This is a genomic window from Castellaniella sp. GW247-6E4 (assembly GCF_040276065.1).
Lineage (GTDB): Bacteria > Pseudomonadota > Gammaproteobacteria > Burkholderiales > Burkholderiaceae_B > Castellaniella.
This window is the reverse complement of sequence record NZ_JBELOI010000002.1, coordinates 125,685-144,811: the sequence shown is the minus strand read 5'-3', so window position 1 is coordinate 144,811 and position 19,127 is coordinate 125,685. Positions and strand designations below refer to the sequence as shown.

General features: G+C 67.1%; 19 protein-coding genes. 6 read left to right on the top strand and 13 right to left on the bottom strand.

The genetic code is table 11. The annotated features are described in order from the left end of the window. Window position 1: 1 nt before the first annotated feature. The 4 genes from ABS761_RS03810 to ABS761_RS03795 form a co-directional block, all read right to left on the bottom strand. Entirely contained in the window at window positions 2-2,011 is a 2,010-nt protein-coding gene (locus ABS761_RS03810) for a hydantoinase/oxoprolinase family protein (protein ID WP_350406760.1), read from the bottom strand. 67 nt (window positions 2,012-2,078) lie between these two features. Next, window positions 2,079-3,377 carry a TRAP transporter large permease gene (locus ABS761_RS03805; RefSeq protein WP_350406759.1) on the bottom strand — a complete coding sequence of 433 codons (1,299 nt, stop codon included), beginning with the start codon at window positions 3,375-3,377 and terminating at the stop codon, window positions 2,079-2,081. A 13-nt stretch (window positions 3,378-3,390) separates the two neighbouring features. Continuing rightward, window positions 3,391-3,900, bottom strand: coding sequence for a TRAP transporter small permease (locus ABS761_RS03800; protein WP_350406758.1), 510 nt, complete (start codon window positions 3,898-3,900; stop codon window positions 3,391-3,393). A 31-nt stretch (window positions 3,901-3,931) separates the two neighbouring features. Further along, window positions 3,932-4,906, bottom strand: a complete 975-nt coding sequence (locus ABS761_RS03795; protein ID WP_350406757.1) for a TRAP transporter substrate-binding protein — start codon at window positions 4,904-4,906, stop codon at window positions 3,932-3,934. A gap of 159 nt (window positions 4,907-5,065) precedes the next feature. Here ABS761_RS03795 and ABS761_RS03790 point away from each other — a divergent pair, with 159 nt between their 5' ends. After that, a complete protein-coding gene (locus tag ABS761_RS03790; RefSeq protein WP_350406756.1) occupies window positions 5,066-5,827 on the top strand; it encodes a GntR family transcriptional regulator in 762 nt (253 codons plus the stop codon). 10 nt (window positions 5,828-5,837) lie between these two features. Here the strand turns inward: ABS761_RS03790 and ABS761_RS03785 are convergent, their stop codons facing one another. The 7 genes from ABS761_RS03785 to ABS761_RS03755 form a co-directional block, all read right to left on the bottom strand. After that, window positions 5,838-6,572: an SDR family NAD(P)-dependent oxidoreductase gene (locus ABS761_RS03785; protein ID WP_350406755.1), complete on the bottom strand. Its 735-nt coding sequence runs from the start codon at window positions 6,570-6,572 to the stop codon at window positions 5,838-5,840. A gap of 11 nt (window positions 6,573-6,583) precedes the next feature. Beyond that, window positions 6,584-7,489 (bottom strand): NAD-dependent epimerase/dehydratase family protein, encoded by a 906-nt coding sequence (locus ABS761_RS03780; RefSeq protein ID WP_350406754.1) that lies wholly within the window; start codon window positions 7,487-7,489, stop codon window positions 6,584-6,586. Continuing rightward, a complete protein-coding gene (locus tag ABS761_RS03775) occupies window positions 7,486-8,193 on the bottom strand; it encodes a hypothetical protein (protein WP_350406753.1) in 708 nt (235 codons plus the stop codon). Before ABS761_RS03775 ends, ABS761_RS03780 begins: the two co-directional genes overlap by 4 nt. Before the next feature lie 34 nt (window positions 8,194-8,227). Next, window positions 8,228-9,505 (bottom strand): TRAP transporter large permease, encoded by a 1,278-nt coding sequence (locus ABS761_RS03770; protein WP_350406752.1) that lies wholly within the window; start codon window positions 9,503-9,505, stop codon window positions 8,228-8,230. A gap of 3 nt (window positions 9,506-9,508) precedes the next feature. Beyond that, the gene (locus ABS761_RS03765; RefSeq protein ID WP_350406751.1) at window positions 9,509-9,967 is read right to left on the bottom strand and encodes a TRAP transporter small permease; all 459 of its coding nucleotides are present in this window, start codon (window positions 9,965-9,967) and stop codon (window positions 9,509-9,511) included. 3 nt (window positions 9,968-9,970) lie between these two features. Further along, entirely contained in the window at window positions 9,971-10,951 is a 981-nt protein-coding gene (locus ABS761_RS03760) for a TRAP transporter substrate-binding protein (protein WP_350406750.1), read from the bottom strand. A gap of 200 nt (window positions 10,952-11,151) precedes the next feature. After that, window positions 11,152-11,823 carry a GntR family transcriptional regulator gene (locus ABS761_RS03755; RefSeq protein ID WP_350406749.1) on the bottom strand — a complete coding sequence of 224 codons (672 nt, stop codon included), beginning with the start codon at window positions 11,821-11,823 and terminating at the stop codon, window positions 11,152-11,154. 231 nt (window positions 11,824-12,054) lie between these two features. Between ABS761_RS03755 and ABS761_RS03750 the strand changes: the two genes are divergently transcribed. The 3 genes from ABS761_RS03750 to ABS761_RS03740 are packed head-to-tail and all read left to right on the top strand — an operon-like array spanning window position 12,055 to window position 15,184. Further along, the gene (locus tag ABS761_RS03750; RefSeq protein ID WP_350407047.1) at window positions 12,055-12,300 is read left to right on the top strand and encodes a GlsB/YeaQ/YmgE family stress response membrane protein; all 246 of its coding nucleotides are present in this window, start codon (window positions 12,055-12,057) and stop codon (window positions 12,298-12,300) included. A 51-nt stretch (window positions 12,301-12,351) separates the two neighbouring features. Beyond that, window positions 12,352-13,752, top strand: a complete 1,401-nt coding sequence (locus ABS761_RS03745) for a DUF2868 domain-containing protein (RefSeq protein ID WP_350406747.1) — start codon at window positions 12,352-12,354, stop codon at window positions 13,750-13,752. Next, a complete protein-coding gene (locus tag ABS761_RS03740) occupies window positions 13,745-15,184 on the top strand; it encodes a GTPase/DUF3482 domain-containing protein (protein ID WP_350406746.1) in 1,440 nt (479 codons plus the stop codon). The genes ABS761_RS03745 and ABS761_RS03740 overlap by 8 nt, the downstream gene beginning before the upstream one ends. Before the next feature lie 14 nt (window positions 15,185-15,198). Here the strand turns inward: ABS761_RS03740 and ABS761_RS03735 are convergent, their stop codons facing one another. Together ABS761_RS03735 and ABS761_RS03730 are read right to left on the bottom strand one after the other, a co-directional pair. After that, window positions 15,199-16,089, bottom strand: coding sequence for a TPM domain-containing protein (locus ABS761_RS03735; protein WP_350406745.1), 891 nt, complete (start codon window positions 16,087-16,089; stop codon window positions 15,199-15,201). After that, the gene (locus ABS761_RS03730; RefSeq protein WP_350406744.1) at window positions 16,086-16,697 is read right to left on the bottom strand and encodes a LemA family protein; all 612 of its coding nucleotides are present in this window, start codon (window positions 16,695-16,697) and stop codon (window positions 16,086-16,088) included. Before ABS761_RS03730 ends, ABS761_RS03735 begins: the two co-directional genes overlap by 4 nt. Window positions 16,698-17,020: 323 nt before the next feature. Between ABS761_RS03730 and ABS761_RS03725 the strand changes: the two genes are divergently transcribed. After that, window positions 17,021-18,442: a DEAD/DEAH box helicase gene (locus tag ABS761_RS03725; protein ID WP_350406743.1), complete on the top strand. Its 1,422-nt coding sequence runs from the start codon at window positions 17,021-17,023 to the stop codon at window positions 18,440-18,442. 35 nt (window positions 18,443-18,477) lie between these two features. Next, window positions 18,478-19,107, top strand: a complete 630-nt coding sequence (locus ABS761_RS03720; protein WP_350406742.1) for a LysE family transporter — start codon at window positions 18,478-18,480, stop codon at window positions 19,105-19,107. The last annotated feature ends 20 nt before the right edge of the window (window positions 19,108-19,127 follow it).

Here is a 19,127-nt window from a genome sequence, read left to right as displayed (position 1 = left end):
CCTATTCCTTCTCGAGAATCAGGTTGTCGTTGGAGTCGATGTGACCGCGCCAGCCCGTGCCGATCGCGATGGTGGCCATCCGCCCGTGGACGATGGCCGGGCCCGACAGGGCCTGACCCTGCTCGAGCGTGCCATCGGGCACGCGCAGGCAATCCTCCCAGCGCCAGCCGGTATACAGCGGCGCGGGCTGAAATGCCTCCCGATGCCCGGTGTCGCGCGCGAGCAGCGGCAACTCGGCGAGCTTCTTGCGGCATTCCAGCCTCATGCAGATCATCTCGACGGGGCGATGCGAGCCCTCGCCGTGAAAGAACGCGCGCTGGTGCTCCTCGACGAAGCGCTGCTCCAGGCCCTGCGCATCCAGGCTTTCGATGGCCTCGCCATCGAAGTAGACAGTCACCTCGAACGCCTGCCCGACAAAGCGCATGTCCACGCCGTAGGTCCATTCATACGGACCCTCGACGCCCATCTCGCGCATCTGGCCCTCGAGGTCCGCGCGCAGGGCGGCGAAGTCCTCGCGCACGCAGTCCGCCGCCCCGGCATCGACGCGCAGGCGGCGGGTCAGGCTGCCGTGCTTGACGTAGTCGGAGGCCAGCAGGCCAAATGCCGACATTACCCCGGGATTGGGAGGGATCACGACACGCTCGACGCCCAGGTCGGCGGCCACGGCCGTGGCATGGAGCGCCCCGGCGCCGCCAAAGGGCACGATGACGTAGTCGCGCGGGTCACGCCCGCGCTCGGTCGAAATGAGTTGGATGGCCCGGACAATATTGGCATTGGCCAGCCGAACCGCGCTCTCGGCCGCCTCCTCCACCGACAGCCCGAGGGCCTGCGCGAGGGGCTCGAACGCCTTGCGGGCGGCCGCCAGGTCGACCTTGACCCGGCCGGCGAGTCGGGTATCGGCATGAATGGTGCCGCAGACCACATGCGCGTCCGTGATGGTGGGCTCGGTGCCGCCCTTGCCGTAGCAGGCCGGCCCCGGCACCGCGCCGGCGCTGCGGGGCCCCACCTGCAGCATGCCGCCGTCGTCCAGCCACACGATGCTGCCGCCACCCGCCCCCACGGTCACGATGTCCAGGATAGGGGTGCGCAGCGGCAGGCCGTCGATCTGCGTCTCGTTGGTCAGGCCCGGATCGGAGCCCGCCACCAGCGACACGTCGGTGCTGGTGCCGCCCATGTCGAACGTAATCAGATCGCGAAACCCCGAACGGCCCACTTGGCGGGCCGCGCCGACGACGCCGGCCGCCGGGCCGGAAAACAGGGCGGTGATGGCATTGCGCTCCATCGCCTCGGCGGGCAGCAGGCCCCCGTTGGACTGCATCACCGTGAATCGGCCCGCGAAGGACTGCTCCCGCAGGCGCTCGCGAAAGCGCGCCAGGTAACCGCCAATCACCGGCTGCACGTAGGCCGACAGTGCGGTGGTGGATGCCCGCTCGTACTCACGGAACTCACGCACCACGTCGCTGGAGCACGTGATCGATAGGTTGGGCGAACGCGCGCGCAGTGCCTGCGCCAGGTCTTGCTCGTGCGCGGGATTGGCGTAGGCGTTGAGCAGGCAGATGGCCACGGCCTCGATGCCGCCGGAGGCCAGTTCGGCGGACAACCGGTCCGCAGCGGCCGGCACGTCCAGCGGTGTCAGGACGCTGCCGTCGGCCAGCACGCGCTCGTCGACCTCATGGCAGGCCTCGCGACCGACCAACGACACGGGCTTGCGATACTGCAGGTCGTAGATATTGCTGCGGTCGTGGCGCTGCAAATGCAGCAAGTCGCGGAATCCCCGCGTCGTCACGAAGGCGACCTTCGCCCCCTTGCGCTCGAGGATCGCATTGGTCGCCACCGTCGTCCCATGCGCAAAATCCGCGATGCCATCGGCGGCCAACCCGGCGGCCTCCAAGGCGTTGAAGGCGCCCACCTCGGGCTCGCGGGTGCTGGGCACTTTGGCGACCGTGACGCGACCATCCTCGATGGCCACCAGGTCGGTGAACGTGCCGCCGACTTCTATCCCTACTCTCATGCTCTTTCCTTCCTCACAATCTTTCCCTCACAAATCATGTCCCGCGCAGCCGGCCGCCGGCGGATCCTCAATTGCCCATCCGCATGGGCAGCCATGTCACCAGGCCCGGAAAGGCATAGACCAGCAGCACGGCCAACACCAGCAGCAGGAACATCGGGAACGCCGCGCGGGCGACCCACAGCAACTGCCGGCCGGTCATGCCCTGCAGGACGAACAAGTTGAAGCCGACCGGCGGGGTGATCTGGGACATCTCGACCACCAGCGTCAGGAAGATGCCGAACCAGATCAGATCGATGCCCACGCTCTCGATGGTCGGCAGGATCACCCCCATCGTGAGGACAATGATGGAAATACCGTCCAGAAAACAGCCCAGCACGATGTAGAACAGCATCAGCGCCACAATCAGCGAGAACTGCGACAGCCCGAGCGACCCGATCCATTCCGCCAATTGACGCGGCAGCCCCATGTACCCCATGGCCAGGGTCAAGAAGGCGGCGCCCCCGAGGATCAGGGCAATCATGCAGTACAGGCGCGTCGCGCCCATCAGGCCATCAACAAAGGTATGCCAGTTCAGCGATCGCTGGCCGGCCGCCAGCAGCAGCGCACCCACGACGCCGGCCGCGGCCGCCTCGGTGGCGGTGGCGACCCCGGTGTAAATCACCGTCAGCACGCCGCCGATGAGCACCACCACCGGTACCAGGCTGCGCGAAGCCGCGATGCGCTGTACGAAGGTGTACTTCCGTTCGGGCGCGGGCACCTTGCCTGGGTTGAACAACGCCCATACGACGATGTACCCCATGAACAGTCCGGCCAGCAAAATGCCCGGCAGCACGCCGCCGATGAACAGCTTCGAGATCGAGACGTCGGCGCTCACCCCATAGACGATCATGATGATCGAGGGTGGGATCATCAGGCCCAGCGTGCCGGAACCGGCGAGCGTGCCGATCGCCATATGGTCCGGATAGCCACGCCGCTTGAGTTCGGGCAAGGCCATCTTGCCGATGGTCGCGCACGTGGCCGCCGAGGAGCCCGACACCGCGGCAAAGATCGTGCAGCCCACCACCTGGGTATGCAGCAGCCGGCCCGGCAGGAACTCGAGCCAGGGCGCCAGCCCGTTGAACATGTCCTTGGACAAGCGGGTGCGAAACAGGATTTCGCCCATCCAGATGAACAGTGGCAGGGCGGTCAGGGTCCAGGCCGAGGAGGCCCCCCATATCGTGATTGCCATGGCGTCCCCGACGGGCCGCGAGGTGAAAAGCTCCATCCCGATCCAGGCCACGCCGATCAGCGCCAGGCCGATCCACAAGCCTCCTGCCAGCAATGCAAACAGGAACCCGACCAGGACGAGTGTCGTCAATGCTTCCATGCCTTGACTCCTTTTATTCGCTGAAGGCCGTTTCCGAATGCGGCGGCTGCCAATCGGGCTTGCTCAGAACGCCCCACAACCTGTCGGTGACGGCGATCGCCAGGACGGCCGCGCCCACGGCCATGGCGATCTGGGGGACCCACAAAGGCGTGGCGTCCATCCCCTGGGAGACATCGTTCAGCACGTGGGACTGCCAGACGAGCCGCGCCGAAAACCACGTCAGCACCCAGGCCAGCGTCGCCCCCAGGAGGTGGCAGGCGATCTCTACCACGCGCAACGTCTTGGGCCTCAGTTGCTGCAGCACGAGTGAGACACGGATGTGCTCACCCTTGACAAAGGTATGGGCCAGGGCGAGGAAGAAGGACGCCGCCATGCAGAATCCCGCATAGGAATCCGTGCCGCGCAGGTGAAAGTCCATGACCCGGCCCAGCACGCCCGCCAGTACCATGGCCAGCGTGCCCACCATGAAAACCCCCGCCGCCCAGCCGGCCCCCCTATAGATTCCATCCAGAAGTCTGCGCATTCCGTCACCCTTCCGATGATTGCCACATGGCTCAGTTCGAGCGGTAGGCATCGATGATGGTCTTGCCGTCCGGACCGGCCTGAGCCATCCATTCGTCCAGCATGGTGTCGCCGACCTTTTGCAGATCCGCCTTGAATTGCGGGCTTGGCGCCTCGACAGTCATGCCGTGGGCGGCCAGCTGCTCCAGGTACCACTGGTTCTTTTCCTCGCTGGTGCGCCAGCCGCGCTCCTGGGCCTCGGCGGCGGCCTTGAGCAGCGCGGCGCGGGTGGGCTCATCGAGGGCGTCGAACGCCTTCTGGCTGACGATGACGAAGTTCTTGGGCATCGAGATATTGCTGTTGTAGAAATACTTGACCTGCTCCCAGACCTTGCTGTCATGGCCTGCCGCGCTCGAGGTGATGAACGCCTCGACCGCGCCTGTGGCCAGGGCCTGGGACAGCTCGGCGGCCTGGATCGTCACCGGCTGAGCCTCGAGTAGTTCAGCCATGCGCCCGCTGACCGGGTTGTAGGCGCGCCACTTCACGCCCTTGAGATCGGAACCCGAATTGAGGGCCTTGACGCTGTATATGCCGTTCAGCGGCCAGGGGACCGAAAACAGGAGCTTCATGCCTTGCCGGGCGAAGCGCTGGTCCAGTGCGGGCTGGGCGGCATCGCGCAGCTTGCGGCCCGCCGCATAGTCGGTCGCAACGAATGGGATGGTATCCAGTCCGTAGATCGGATCCTCGTTGGTGAAGTTCGACAACAGGATCTCGCCGATCTGGGCCTGGCCGGTCTGCACGGCCCGCTTGATCTCGGTCGCCTTGAACAGTGAGGCGCTGTTGTGGACGGTGATCTTGAGTTTGCCGTCGGTGGCGGCCTCGACGTCGCGCGCGAACTGCTCGATATTGGTCGTGTGGAAATTATTCGCCGAATAGGCCGTGGGCATGTCCCACTGGACCTGCGCGGCCACGGGACCCGCCCCGCACAAAAGGGCGCTCAGGACGCATCCGTAGATCTTCGCCTTCATGATTTTGTCTCCTGTTTCGATGATCTGGGTGTATTGTTTCCAGCGTTTCTATCGTATATCCTATACGATATAGGGAGAACTATATGGATGTGAAATCCCTTTGTCAATAGGTGGGTACTCCCGGGAACGAAAAGTTCCGGAATAAAATAGAGGGTTGATATGAGCAAGCGACTCAACGATATGGAACCCGGGAAACCGGCCTCGGACGCGGGCAAGGCGCCGCGTAAAAGCGCCCGGGCAAAGCCCGATGGTGGTCCCGCCAGGGGCAAGATCAGGCGACCCTCCGGGCTGGTCGACGAGGTCTACGCGCGCATCCGCGCGGACATCATGGCGCTGAAGATCGCGCCTGACGCCCACATCTCGATCGACAGCCTGGCGCGCGAGCTGGGCGTCTCGCAGACGCCCATCCGCGAGGCGCTGAGCATGCTGGAGGCCACCGGGCTGGTCACCAAGCAGCACCTCGTTGGCTATTGTGCGGTGCCCAAGCTCAACCGCACCCAGTTCGAAACCCTCTATGAGCTGCGGCTGCTGCTGGAACCCTACGCCGCCAGCAAGGCGGCCCGCCACATGACGCCCGCCATCCTCGAGCAGTTGCGCCAACTGTCGCAGGACATGCAGCCGGACCCCGACGGCGACCAACGCGCCTTCTACAATCGTTTCGCCGACAACGACTCAGAATTCCACGCGCTGCTGGCCGAAACCAGCGGCAATCCGCTGATCGCCGAAACCCTGGCGCGGCTTCACGTCCACATGCACATTTTTCGCCTCAGATTCCACACCGAGGTGACCACCGAGGCCTACGCGGAGCACTCGGTCATCATCGAGGCGCTGGAAAAGGGCGACGCGCAGGCCGCCTCCGGCGCCATGCGCGCGCACCTCGAGAGCTCCTACCGGCGGCTGGTCCACTTCACCGAGCCCTGAGGCTGCTCGCTCAGTAGGTCGCCCGGCCGCCCGAAGCGTCGAAGGTAAAGCCCGTCGTGAACGAGCACTCCGGGCTGGCCGCGAACGCCGCCACGGCCGCCAGCTCCGGGATCCGCAGCAGGCGGCCCATCGGAATCTTGGCCTTGCTACGCTCGATATGCTCGGGCGTCATCTGCTTAAGCAGATCCGTTTCAACCATGACCGGCGCCAGACAATTGACCAGGATTCCAGTATCGATCAGCTCGCGGGCCAGGGATTTGGTCAGGCCGATCACCCCGGCCTTGGACGCCGCGTAGGCGGCAATCCCCGGCACCCCCTCCTTGCCCGCGATCGAGGCGACGTTCACGATGCGTCCATAGCCCCGTGCCCGCATGGCGGGCACGGCCACGCGGCAGCACAGGAAAACCCCGTCCAGATTCACGCGCAGCACCCGCTGCCATTCCTGGAGGCTGTAGTCCTCCACGTCCGCGACCCGGCCGTTGATCCCGGCATTATTGACGAGAATGTCCACGCGGCCCAGGTCGTCGAGCACGCGCTGCATTCCCCGGGCCACCGACCCCTCGTCGGCAACATCCACCTGATCCGTCCAGGCGGGCGCAAAGCCCGCCTCCGCCGCGTCGAACCCCGCGCAATCGAGGTCCCAGAGCACCACCCGCGCCCCGTCTTGCGCCAGCCGTTGCGCAATGCCGCGCCCGACCCCTCGCACCCCGCCGGTTACGATAGCCACCTGATCCGCCAGTCTCATGTCACCTGCCCTCATCTCGCGTCATCCACCCGCCGATAGGCGTCGATCGTCTGAGCCACCCCGAGCGCCAGAGGCCGGGGCGACCAGCCCGCCAGCAGCCCCTGCGGGCCCGTGGGATAGCCGGGCAGCCGGATCGGCATCGGCGGCCCCTTGGCGGTGATTGCGGCCTGCGGCACAGCCCCGCGGATCGCCTCGATGACGTCCTCGGCTCGCGCCCGCTCGCCCAGGAGGTCGATATGGTGCGCCTGCGACACCGGCGCCGCCAGGGCGATTTCGAAGGCCGCGGCGACATCATCCGCATGAATGACGTCGAATTCCCCCGTGAACGGAATGGTGTAGGGCAAGCCCCGGGCCGCCGCGCGGCAGGCCAGGCTGGGCCCTGCCGACAGGCCGTCTTCGCGGCCCAGGCCATAGACCACGTAGGGCCGAAACCCGATGCTGGGGATGCGATCGTCCTCCCAGAATGCCGCCGCGCAACGCTCACCCGCGAGCTTGAACGCCCCGTAGTGCGTGGTGGGGCGCGGCGCTTCCCCGCCGTCGGGTCCGAACACGCCCGCGCTGCTCATGTACAGCACCCGGTCAATGCCCTCGGACCGTGCGGCCAGGAACGCATTGAGCAGGCCGATCAGATTGACTTTCGCGCCCAGGACGGGGTCAGCCCGGCAGCAGGGGGTCAGCATGCCCGCCAGGTGGATCAGCGCATCGCAGCCGCGCGCGGCCGCGCGCACCGCGGCGGTGTCGGCAACGTCGGCCTCCACCCACTCGGCCGCATCGGCGACCGCCGGGCCGCAGACCAGGTCGATGGTCTCGCGCCGCGCGCGCAGATCGAGAATGCGCAGCGCCATGCCGCGGGCGGCCAACCGCCGGGCGATCCAGGCGCCGATGAAGCCGCCGCCCCCCGTCAGCAACACCTTCATTGCGCCTCCGGCGCCACATCGGCGTCCGCGAGCACGTGCTGCGTGTAATACAGAGTGGCCACCGCGCAGCGGCGCTGCGCGTCGGTCAGCGCGCCCATGGCCCCATCCAGGGCCGCCTGGGTGCGCGCCCGATTCATACCATCGATCAGCAGCGCCAGCGCCACGGTGCGGTCGGGCTCGCCACCGCTTTCGCGAAATGCCTTTTCGGCGGTGGGCTGCTGCCCCAGGCGCGCATCGCCGCGCAGGACGTGGGCGCCCAGGATGCCGGGCAGACCCACCACCTCGCGCATCCGCGAGACCAGCCAGTCCTCGCCGGGCAACGCGGACGCACCCTGCCCGAACTGTAGGGTCGCCAGCCATCCGCCGGTGCCGTGACCCGTGCTCGCCACCACCTCGCACACCGTGCGCGAGGGCGCGATGTAGACCGACAGGATGCGCCGCGTCCAGGGTGTCGGATCGTTGAGCCGCGCCAGGTAGGGCGCGGAAACGAACACCTGGGGATCGTCCGCCTCGTACATCATGAAATAGCGCAGGGACTCCGGCGTTCCGGTCACGGCCTCGCAGCGCCGGCCGCGCCTGAACCCGGGCACGGACAAACGTTCGGGCATGTGCTCCAGACTGTGCCAGGCGTTGTAATCCGCCTCGGAGGCGGCCTGAACGCCTCCCCAATTGACCAATACACCGCGACCAAACAAGCCGGCCATGGAATGTTCTCCTTCGAGGGTTCGACGATAGCGTTCAATAAAATAGCGAGGGCAGGAACAGGCTGATCTGCGGCAGGTATGTCACCATCAGCAGCGTGAGCAGGTTCACGGCCAGGAAGGGCAACGAGGCGCGCACCAGGGATGGCAGATCCACCTTGGCGATCACCGCCCCCAAATACAGGCAATTGCCCACGGGCGGGGTCACCAGGCCGACGCCCAGATTCATCACCATGATCACGCCGAACTGGATGGGATCGACCCCGACCGCCTGCGCCACGGGCAGCAGAATGGGCGCAAACAGGATGAGGGCCGGCACCAGGTCCATCACCATGCCGACGAGCAGGAGAAAGACGTTGATCGTCAGCAGCACCGCGATCTTGCCCAGATCCATGGCCTCGTAGAAACCCACCAGTGCCTGGGGAAACTGCTCCACGGCGACGATCCAGGCCGCCACCGACGTCGCCGACAGCACAAAGACCGGAATCGCCGTATTGACGGCGGAGTCCACAAAGATCCGGAAGAAATCCTTGAGGGGATAGTCCTTGTAGACAAAGCCGCCCAGGATGAAGGCATAGACCACGCCGATCACCCCGGCCTCGGTCGCGGTGGTCAGGCCGGTGACGATCGCGCCCAGCAGAAAGACCGGCAGCAGCAGCGACAGGATCGCCTCGCGAAATGCCGTCCACAGCTCGGGCAAGGGCGCGCGCTGCGCCCGCTGGGGCCAGCCCTTTTTCCTGGACATGGCATAGACCGCGCCCATCAGCATGAGGCCAGTCAGGACGCCCGGCACCAGGCCCGCCAGGAACAGGGCGCCGATCGACGAGCTGACCGTCACGCCGTAGAGCACCATGGGAATGCTGGGCGGGATCAGAATGCCGATGGGCGAGGAGCAGATGGTAATGGCCCCGGCGTCGCGGCGCGAATACCCTTGCTTTTCCATCGCCGGGATCATCAGGCTGCCGATCGCCGCCGTATCGGCCACGGCCGAGCCCGAAATGCCGCCGAAGAAAATCGACGACGCCACATTGACGTGCCCCAGCCCGCCGCGGATATGTCCCAGCAAAGCGTCGGCAAAGCGCACCAGACGGCCGGCGATGCTGGTCTCTCCCGCCAGGGCCCCGGCCAGGATGAACAGCGGCACCGCCACGAGGGGAAAGGAATTGACCGCGTTGACCATCTTGTGCGGCACGATCTCGAGCGGAAAGGAGCCATCCAGGAAGATCGCGGCGACCGCCGCGAAACCCATGCCAAAGGCGATGGGCACGCCGATCACCAGCGTGACCAGGAACACGAGCGCAAGAGTGAGTATCACGATTTAGCTCCGCAGCCGACGTACCGAGGACCGCAGCTGGCCCAGCGCACTGATCATCATGAGGACCGCGCACAGCGGCAGGCACGCGTACAGGTAGCCCTTGGGTATCCGCAAGGCGTCCGAGAGGCTGTGCATCGTGTCCTCGACCACGATCGCGCCGCTATACGCCAGCACGGCCAGCAGCGTCAGCACCGCCAGAATCCCCACGCACTCGAGCAGGGCCTGGCCGCGCCCGCCCAGGGTCTCGCCCAGCAGCGTAAAGGCGATGTGCCCCCGCTCGTGGAAGGCGACGACGCTGCCGAGCATCACGATCCAGACCATGAGGAAATTCGGCACCTCGGTGGCCCAGTACAGGGAATTCTGCAGCGCATAGCGATAGAAGATCCCCAGCGCGACCACGCAGACCAGCGCCACCATCAGCAAGCCCACGAGTACCCGCAAGGCCCGGCAGAGCATCGTCATGGGTTACCTCGCGTCGACCACGGCCTGGATCAGCGGCGTCCCGATCACGTCGCCGTATTTGGCATAGGTCTTTTTGGCGCCCTCGCGGAAGGAATCGCGATCCACGTCCTGGACGATCGTCATGCCTTTCTCGCTGAGCTGGCTGATGAGCCCCGCATTAGACTCGCGCGACAGGCGGACCTGTGCATCACGGCTGGAGGTCGCCGCCTTCATGACCGCGTCTTGCAGGTCGGCAGGCAGTTTCTCCCAGAACCGGCGCGACACGATGAATTCGCACGGAATGCTGGCATGATTGGTCAGATTCATGTACTTCTGCACCTCATAGAACTTTGAGGTGTAGATGATCTCGGGGGGGTTCTCCTGGGCGTTGATCACCCCTTGCTGCAGGGCCGAATAGACCTCCGAGAAATCCATGGGCGTGGGATTGGCGCCCCATTGTTTGAAGGCGTACAGCCAGGGCTCGACATTAGGCACGCGGATATCGATCCCGGCCAGATCGGAGGCCTTGCGCACGGGTTTTTCACGGGTCGTGATGTCCCGGAAACCGAGCTCGCCCCAGCCCAGCACCTTGTAGCCCTTGTCGTACATGATCTGGTCCAGTTGCTGGTTCAGCGCCGAGCCCGAACGCATGACCGCGTCCTTGTGTGCCTCGTCGCGGAAGATCATGGGCAGGTTCAGCACGTCCAGCCGCGGATCGACCTGGCCGTGGCGGCCCACCACGGCACCGTCCAGGGTGCCCAGCTTCATGCCCTCGAGGTATTCGGTCTCGGTGCCGAGCTGCGCACTGGGGAAAACTTTGACCTCGATGCGTCCGGGCGCCAGCTTGTCGAGATCCGCGCGGAACGCCTCCACCCATTTCTGGTAACTGTGGCTCTCGGGCATGGCATGCGCCACCCTGAGAACCATGGCATTGGCCGCGAGGGCGCTCGTCGAGATCAAGCATGCGGCGCACGCGGCAGCCAGTTTTGCAAATCGCATTGTCATGTCTACTCCTGTGTCATTCCCGTGTCCGCCCCCCCTGGGACGCCAGGCGCACAGATTATTATCTGAGGTACTGTATGTCAATCAATATTTCGTCACTCAAAAACCCAGCCGGCGCCTGGCGGCTGGCCAGGGTATCGGCAAAGGGCAAAAGACCGGGCTCCCGAGGGAGGCCGGCCCGTGCGAAGACACACCACCAGGGATTATTTCTTCAAGGCGTCGAGCGCGCGCGTATAGTTGCCCGCCATGGCGCCGATATGGCCGCTCAGCGCCCCGATCAGCGCCGCGCGGTCGCCCTGGGCAAAAGCCTCGGCGATCCGCTGATGCTCGGCAAAGGTGCGATCGCGATGCATCTCGAGGACCTCCGACAGATGGGCCCGCAGCGCCGTCACCCGGCCCGAGCAGATCTCGTAGGCTTCGCGCACATAATGGTTGCCGCAATAGTCGAAGAACACCTTGTGGAACACGCGGTCGGCGTCGGCATATTTCAGCGCGTCCTCGTTCTCGCGCGCCTCGACCATCATGCCGATCGCCTGCTCCAGGGCCGCGGACGCACCGGCCGGATCATGTTCGAGCGCCATCGGAGCCGCCTGGGTTTCCAGCATCAGGCGGTACTGCACCAACTCGGCCATGTCCTGGACATCGGGCTTGAAGACGATGCTGCCGCTTTGCGGAACGATCGTGATCAAGCCTTGCAGTTGTAACAGAGTCAGCGCCTCGCGCACCGGCGTGCGGCTCACGTTCATCGCCGTCGCGATCTTCTCCTCGGACAGCACCTCGCCCAGCGAAAGCTCCGTGCGGAAAATCGCCTCGCGCAGCCGCTCGGCCACGAGCACCGCCAAGGATTTCGGCCTGGAAATCCTGATCGCCTCCATCTGCTTTCCTTTTCTGCCCGCCATCTTCTCACCCCCCTCGCACGCGCCGCACAGACCCCGCTATTCTAGCGAGAGGCGGGTGCGAGGCTGGGCGCGCCTGTTTTTCACATACATTTCTTCACACTCCTTGACGTGCGCAATGGCGCTCCAGCCCTGGACAGCACCCGGCAGCTTGCTATCATGAGTCGAGCCGCGATTCTGCGACCCGCCAACCTCGAGGAGAACCACCCCATGAGCATCATCGGCATGATCATTGTCGGCTTCATCGTGGGCCTGATCGCCAGAGCGATCATGCCCGGCGACCAGAAACTGGGTATCATCCTGACTACGATTCTCGGGATCGTCGGGTCCGTCGTCGCTGGCTACCTCGGGACCGCGCTCGGCCTGTATCAGGTCGGCCAGGGCGTGGGCTGGATCGGCTCCATCATCGGGGCCATCATCGTGCTGTTCGTGTACGGCCTGATCAAGAAATCCTAACGCGCCATCCCTGCGGACGGGGCCCTGGCCGCCGCCCCGCCCGCGACACGGATGACCCACCACACCCCTTCCTCCCCTGCAAAACCGGATCCACGCTTTCTGCGCTACTGGCAGGCCGAGGCGGTACGCCTGCGCGAGACGCACCGCGAGCCGCTCGATGACGCGGCGGAACTGCGCCTCGTCCTGCAAGGCCCTCCCGACCTGGGGGATCGCATCCTGCGGCGCGCCGGGCTGCTGGCCGAGCGCGAGGGACTGCGGCGGCACCTGCTCCAATGGGCCGCCAGCGCGCGCATCGCGCTGGTCCTGGTGTGGGGCTTGGCCCTGGGCGCCGGCATGGGCACCGCGGCGGCGGCCCTGGGCACCGGCGACAGGCCCGTCAACCTCGCCCTCGCCCTGCTCGCGCTGCTGGGCGCGCACGCCGCGACGCTGTTGATCTGGTTGCTGAGTTTTCTGCCCGGTGCCACCCCGTCAACGGGGCTCTCCCGATTCTGGCTGTGGCTGACCGCGAAGCTCGCGCGCAGCCCCGACGCGGCCCTGGCGGCGCAGGCCCTGGCCTCGCTCCTGGCACGCGCCCGGGCCTGGCGCCACGTCCTGGGCGGTATCAGCCACGGCACCTGGATTGCGGCATTCACGGGGGCCCTGGCCACGCTGCTGGTGCTGCTCAGCACCCGCCGCTATGCCTTCCAGTGGGAAACCACCCTGCTGTCGCCCGAGACCTTCGTGTCCGTCGCCCACGCGCTGGGCGCCCTGCCAGCCTGGCTGGGATTTTCCGTCCCCGACGGCGCCGTGATCGTCCACAGCGACGGCCTGCACGACCTCTCCGCAGCCGCGCAGGCGCAATGGTCCTCATGGCTGATCGGCTGCGTCCTGGCGTGGGGCCTGCTGCCGCGCCTGGTCGCCGGGCTCGCGAGCCTCCTCGCCGCGCGACGGCGGCTGCGCGCGCTGGACATCGATCCGGGCCTGCCGGGATGGCTGGAGCTGCGGGACCGCCTCATGCCGCGACACCGGACCCTGGGCATCGACGCACCCGCGCCCGGCCCCGCGACGCGGGGGCCCTGGACGGGGCCTTCACCCACGGCGCTGACCGGCGCCCACGCCGTGCTTGGTTTCGAGCTGGGACCCACGACCGACTGGCCCCCGGCCGGGCTGCCCGCCTGGGCGCACGACATGGGCCTGTGTGACAGCCGCGAGGATCGGCGACGGATCGTGGACCAGCTCCGCCGGCCGCCGCAACGCCTACTGCTCGCCTGCGATGCGCGCCAGACCCCCGACCGGGGCACCCGCGCCTGGCTCGCGGAACTGCAACGCCTGTGTCCACACATCGACGTGCTGCTGCTGCATGGCCCCGGACGCACGGCGATATGGCGCGAGGCCCTGGACGCACAGGGCATCGCGATCACCCCTTCCCTCGCACACTGGGCCGATGCCGGCCCCGCGCCCGACCATGACTGAGCCCACCGCCCCCATCGACCTGGCTGTCGTCGGCCATACCAACACGGGCAAGACCTCGCTGCTGCGCACCTTGCTGCGTGACCCGGATTTTGGCGAGGTGGCCGACCAGCCAGGCACCACGCGGCACGTCGAAAGCGCGCAACTGCTCGCCGAGGACGGCCTGCCGATCCTGATCCTGCGCGATACGCCGGGCCTGGAGGACGGCATGGCCGTCCTCGACACCATCGAGCGGCTGGTGCGGCCCGATGAGCGGCCGGACGGCCCCGAGCGCATCCGCCGGTTGCTCGAGAGCCCCGAGGCCGTCCAGCGATTCGAACAAGAGACCCGCGTTCTGTCCACTGTGCTCGAGTGCGATGCCGCCCTCTATGTCATTGATGTGCGCGACCCGGTGCTGGCCAAGCACCGAGACGAGCTCGGCCTGCTGGCCTCCTGCGGGCGCCCCATCCTGCCGGTACTCAATTTCACGCACAGCCTGAACAGCCAGGCCGATGCCTGGCGCGAGGCTCTGGCCCGGCTCGGCCTGCACGCGACCGTGGACTTCGATACCGTGGCACCCGCCCTGGACGGCGAGGCGCAACTGATCGATCGGCTGGCCCTGATGCTGGATCGCCGCGGCGACACCCTGGCGCGCCTGCGCACCGACCTCAAGGCGCAGCGCCTGCGGCGGCGCGCGGACGCCGCACGCCTGATCGCCGAACTGCTGATGGATGCCGCCGCCTTGCGCCTGCTCTGCCCCCAGGATTCGACCGATATGGCCGCGATCACCGTGAGCCTGCGCAAACGCACCCGCGACCGCGAACAGCAGTGCGTCCAGGCCCTGTTGAAGCGCTATCGCTTCAGCCGTTCGACCTTTCCGCACCACCCGTTGCCGCTGGAGGGTGAGCGCTGGGGCATGGACTTGTTCAACCCGCAGGCACTCAAGGCCTTCGGCATCCAGGTCGGCAAGGGTGTGGCCACCGGAGCCATGGCCGGAGCCACCATCGACGTCTTCACCGGCGGCCTGAGCCTGGGCGCCGCAACGCTGCTGGGTGCGGCAGTCGGCGGCCTGTGGCAAGGCGCAAACCAATGGGGCAAACGTCTGGTGGGTCGCATCGCCGGCTATATGGAAATCACGGTCGATGATCCGGTGCTGCAACTGCTGGGCCTGCGGCAGCTGGCGCTGGCGCGCGCCCTCGAGCAGCGGGGACACGCCGCGTGGCAGCCGATCGATGGCAGGATGCTGGCCCCGCCCGCCGAGACCACGGATGCCGCCGCCGGGACGGCGGCGCCGGACGCCATGCCCGGCGCCGCGCTGCCCGAGGCGGTCCGGCCGATCCTGCGCGAGGCGCGCGGGCATCCGGAATGGTCGTCGCTCGGCGACGCGCCGGCCGCCGATCCGCGCCGCGAGGTCCTCGTCGGCCGCCTGGCCGCCGTCCTCGATGCGGAGCTGTAGCGGCGCGCCAACACCTACCAGCTTCCCGACGCCCCACCGCCGCCGCCGCGTCCCCCGCCGCCGCCACCACCGCCACCACCGCCGAAACCGCCGCCGCCGCCAAATCCACCGCCGCCTCGATCGTCCGGCCAGCGGCCGCTGCGGCGGCCCCCAAAACGCCGCGCAAGCCCCATGCTGCGCCCCAGCCAGGACAGGCCGAATCCCACCACCGCGGCGAGCACGGCCAGCCATAGGCTCTCGAACAGCACGTAGGCGAACGCGCCCAGCAAAAAGGCGCCCATGACGGGCGGCACCACCAGGGCGAGGAAGGACAGCGGCGCCAGCATGAAGACCGGCTCATCGTCCTCTGTCGCGGGCGCGGGCAGCGGCTCGCCGCGGATCAGCGCGATCAGCGCGTCCACGCCGGCATCGATCCCGGCATAGAAATCGCCAAACGTGAAATGCGGCGTGATCTGTTCGCGAATAATGCGCCCGGCCTGCAAGTCCGTCACCGCACCTTCCAGGCCGTACCCGGTCTCTATGCGCAGGCTGCGGTCGTCCTTGGCCACCACCAGGACGATCCCGTCATCCACCCCCTTGCGGCCGACTTCCCACTGTTCGAACACGCGGCGCGCGTATTGCTCGATCGAATCCGGTCCGGTGGTCGGCACGATCAGCACATAGAGCTGTGCGCCGGTGGAACGTTCCAGCTCGCGCAGCTTGTCCGACAGCGCCCGCAGCTGGCCGGGAGCGAGCGTCGCGGACTGATCCATCACGGGCCCCGTCCATTGAGGCACCGGGATTTCCGCAGGGGCGGCCGGCGCCGCCAGCGCCGCCGCCCCCCACAGGCAGATCCAGGCCAGAGCGGCGGCCCGCAGCCCGCGCGCCAGGCTCTGCGCCATCACCCAATGGGCCACAGACCTCATTTCGCCTGCGCCGGCACGTCGAACTTCACCTCGGGATCGCGCATGACCTCGGCGGCCTTGTCCAGCCCGTATTGCGGCTTGAGCTCATAACCCATGACCTTGGCGGTCAGCAGGGTCGGGAACTCGCGTATCGTCTGGTTGTAGGCCTGCACCGAGCGGACGTAGCGCTCGCGCGCCACCGCGATGCGGTTCTCGGTGCCCTCGAGCTGCGTCATCAGGTCGCGGAACAGGCCATCGCTCTTCAAGGCGGGATAATTCTCGGACACGGCCAGCAGCCGCGACAGGCTCGAGGACAAGGCGCCCTGGGCCTGTTCGAACCGCGCCATCAGCGCGGGATCGTCGAGGTCATCGGCCGTCACGCGGATCTCGCCAACGCGGGCGCGCGCCTCGGTCACTTCTTTGAGCAACGTGCGCTCATTGACCATATAGGCGTTGACCGAGGACACCAGCTTAGGCACCAGGTCGGCGCGCCGCTCGTATTGGTTCAACGCCTGGGACCATTCCGCCTTGACCTGCTCGTCCATGCGCTGGATCTCGTTGTATCCGCAGCCCGACAGCAGCAGGGACGCCAACACCGCCGCGGCCAGCGCCGCCCATCGCTTGATCATGCTTTCCCCTCGTAGACGCGCCCGCAAGTCCGGCGCTCGAGGCTCTATTTTAGGGCCAGTCGCGCGGCCGCCGCCCGGCGTCCGGTTACGAAGTCGCCCGCTTTGCGGGCCCGCCGAAACCTCTACACGCGATGGCGGCGCGACGCTATAATGGCAGGCTTGCACGGCCTACCAGTCGCCGTGCGGACCTGTCGGGCCGTCACCGGCCGCCGCCTTCCGGCGCGGCTTGCATAGGCCCTCCCAACCTGTTTCAACCCCTTCATTCGTCAGCCTCGATTGGTATCCCTCGACTCGAGCGATAGGCGGTCGCTGGAGTCGTATCCTTGGAAACACACATTACGTTTGCCTCGCTAGGCTTGGCGGAACCCTTGTTGCGCGCCGTCACCGACGCCGGCTATACCCAGCCCACCCCGATCCAGGCGCAGGCCATCCCGCGCGTGATCGAGGGCGGCGACCTGCTTGCCGCCGCCCAGACCGGCACCGGCAAGACGGCCGGCTTCACCCTGCCGATCCTGCATACCCTGATCAATCGGCCCCTCGCCGCACGCCGTCCGGGCCGTCCGCGTGTGCTGGTGCTGACACCGACGCGCGAACTGACCGCGCAGGTCGAGGAATCCGTGCGCCTGTACGGCAAGCACACCCGCATCCACTCCATGGTGATGTTCGGCGGCGTCAACATCAATCCGCAGATCAGCGCCCTGAAGAAACCCGTGGACATCCTGGTGGCCACGCCTGGGCGCCTGCTCGACCACGCCCAGCAAAAGACCGTGGACCTCTCGGGCGTCGAGATCCTGGTGCTGGACGAGGCCGACCGCATGCTGGACATGGGCTTCATCCGCGACATCCGCCGCATCCTCGCGCTGCTGCCCGCCAAACGCCAGAACCTGCTGTTCTCGGCCACGTTCTCGGACGAGATCCGCGAATTGGCCAAGGGCGTGCTGAACCATGCCAGCGAGGTCTCGGTCGCGCGCCGCAACACGGCCTCCGAGCTGGTCACCCAGCGCATGGTCATGACCGAGCAGTCCCACAAGCGCGACCTGCTCAGCCACATCATCCGCGGCAGCGGCTGGCACCAGGTGCTGGTCTTCACCCGCACCAAGCACGGTGCGAACCGCTTGGCTGAAAAACTCGTCAAGGACGGCCTGTCGGCCGCGGCGATCCATGGCAACAAGAGCCAGGCGGCGCGCACCAAGGCCCTGGCGGGCTTCAAGGAGGGCAAGGTCGCCGTGCTGGTGGCCACCGACATCGCCGCCCGCGGCCTGGATATCGACCAATTGCCCCAGGTTGTGAACTTCGAGCTGCCCAACGTGCCCGAGGACTACGTGCACCGCATCGGCCGCACGGGCCGCGCCGGCAGCCCCGGCTCGGCGCTGTCGCTGGTGGATCAGTCCGAGATCAAGCTGCTGCGCGCCATCGAGCGCCTGATCAAGAAACCGATCGAGCAGCAAGCCATTGAAGGCTGGAACCCCGGCGCGATGGTCACCACGGACTCCGCGCTCGATGACCGCGAGCGCCGCGACCAGCTCCGCCAGCAGGATGGCGGGCGCGGTGGACGGGGCCCGCGCGACGAGCGGCGCGCAACGCCCGGCCAGGATCGACGCCCCGGCGCGGCGCGCAGCGGCCGCGGCGGCCAGGGGGGTCGCGGCCCGGCCGCACCCGGCGCCGGAAACCGCGGCAGTCAGGCGCCGCGCGAGCGCGGCCGCAGCCGTCCCGCCGGCGTCGCCCTGCTGCAAAAGGCCGACTGACCTCTCGGAACACCGCCTGCTCACGATCCCGCACCATGGCCCTTTCCACCTGGCTCGCCTTCTTTGCCGCTTCCTGGGCAATCTCGTTTTCCCCAGGCCCAGGGGCGATCTCGGCCATGGCCTCCGGCCTGAAATACGGCTTCCGCCACGGCCGCTGGACGATCCTCGGCCTGCAACTGGGCATCCTCTGCCAGTTGCTGGTCGTCGCTGTGGGGCTGGGTGCATTGCTGGCGACCTCCGAGCCGGCCTTCACCGCCGTCAAGTGGATCGGCGTGGCCTACCTGGTGTATCTGGGTGTGCGCCAGTTCCGCACCGATGCCGCGCCCGTCGCGGTCGAGGCCCGGCCCGCCGATGGCCACCCGATCCGCGATCAGCTCGCTCACGGCTATCTGGTCAACATCACCAACCCCAAGGGCACCATGTTTCTCCTGGCGGTGGTGCCCCAATTCCTGAATGTCGGCCAGCCCCTGCCCATCCAGTACGTGATCATCGGCGCAACCCTGTGCTTCACCGACCTGGTGGCCATGACTTGCTATACTTCGCTCGCCGCGCGCATCTTGCATCTGCTGCGCCAGCCGCGTCACGTGCGCTGGCTCAATCGCGGATTCGGCGCGCTGTTCATCCTCGCCGGCACGGTCCTGGCCACCCTGAGCCACAAGGAATGAATCCACAGCCGGCCTCCCTC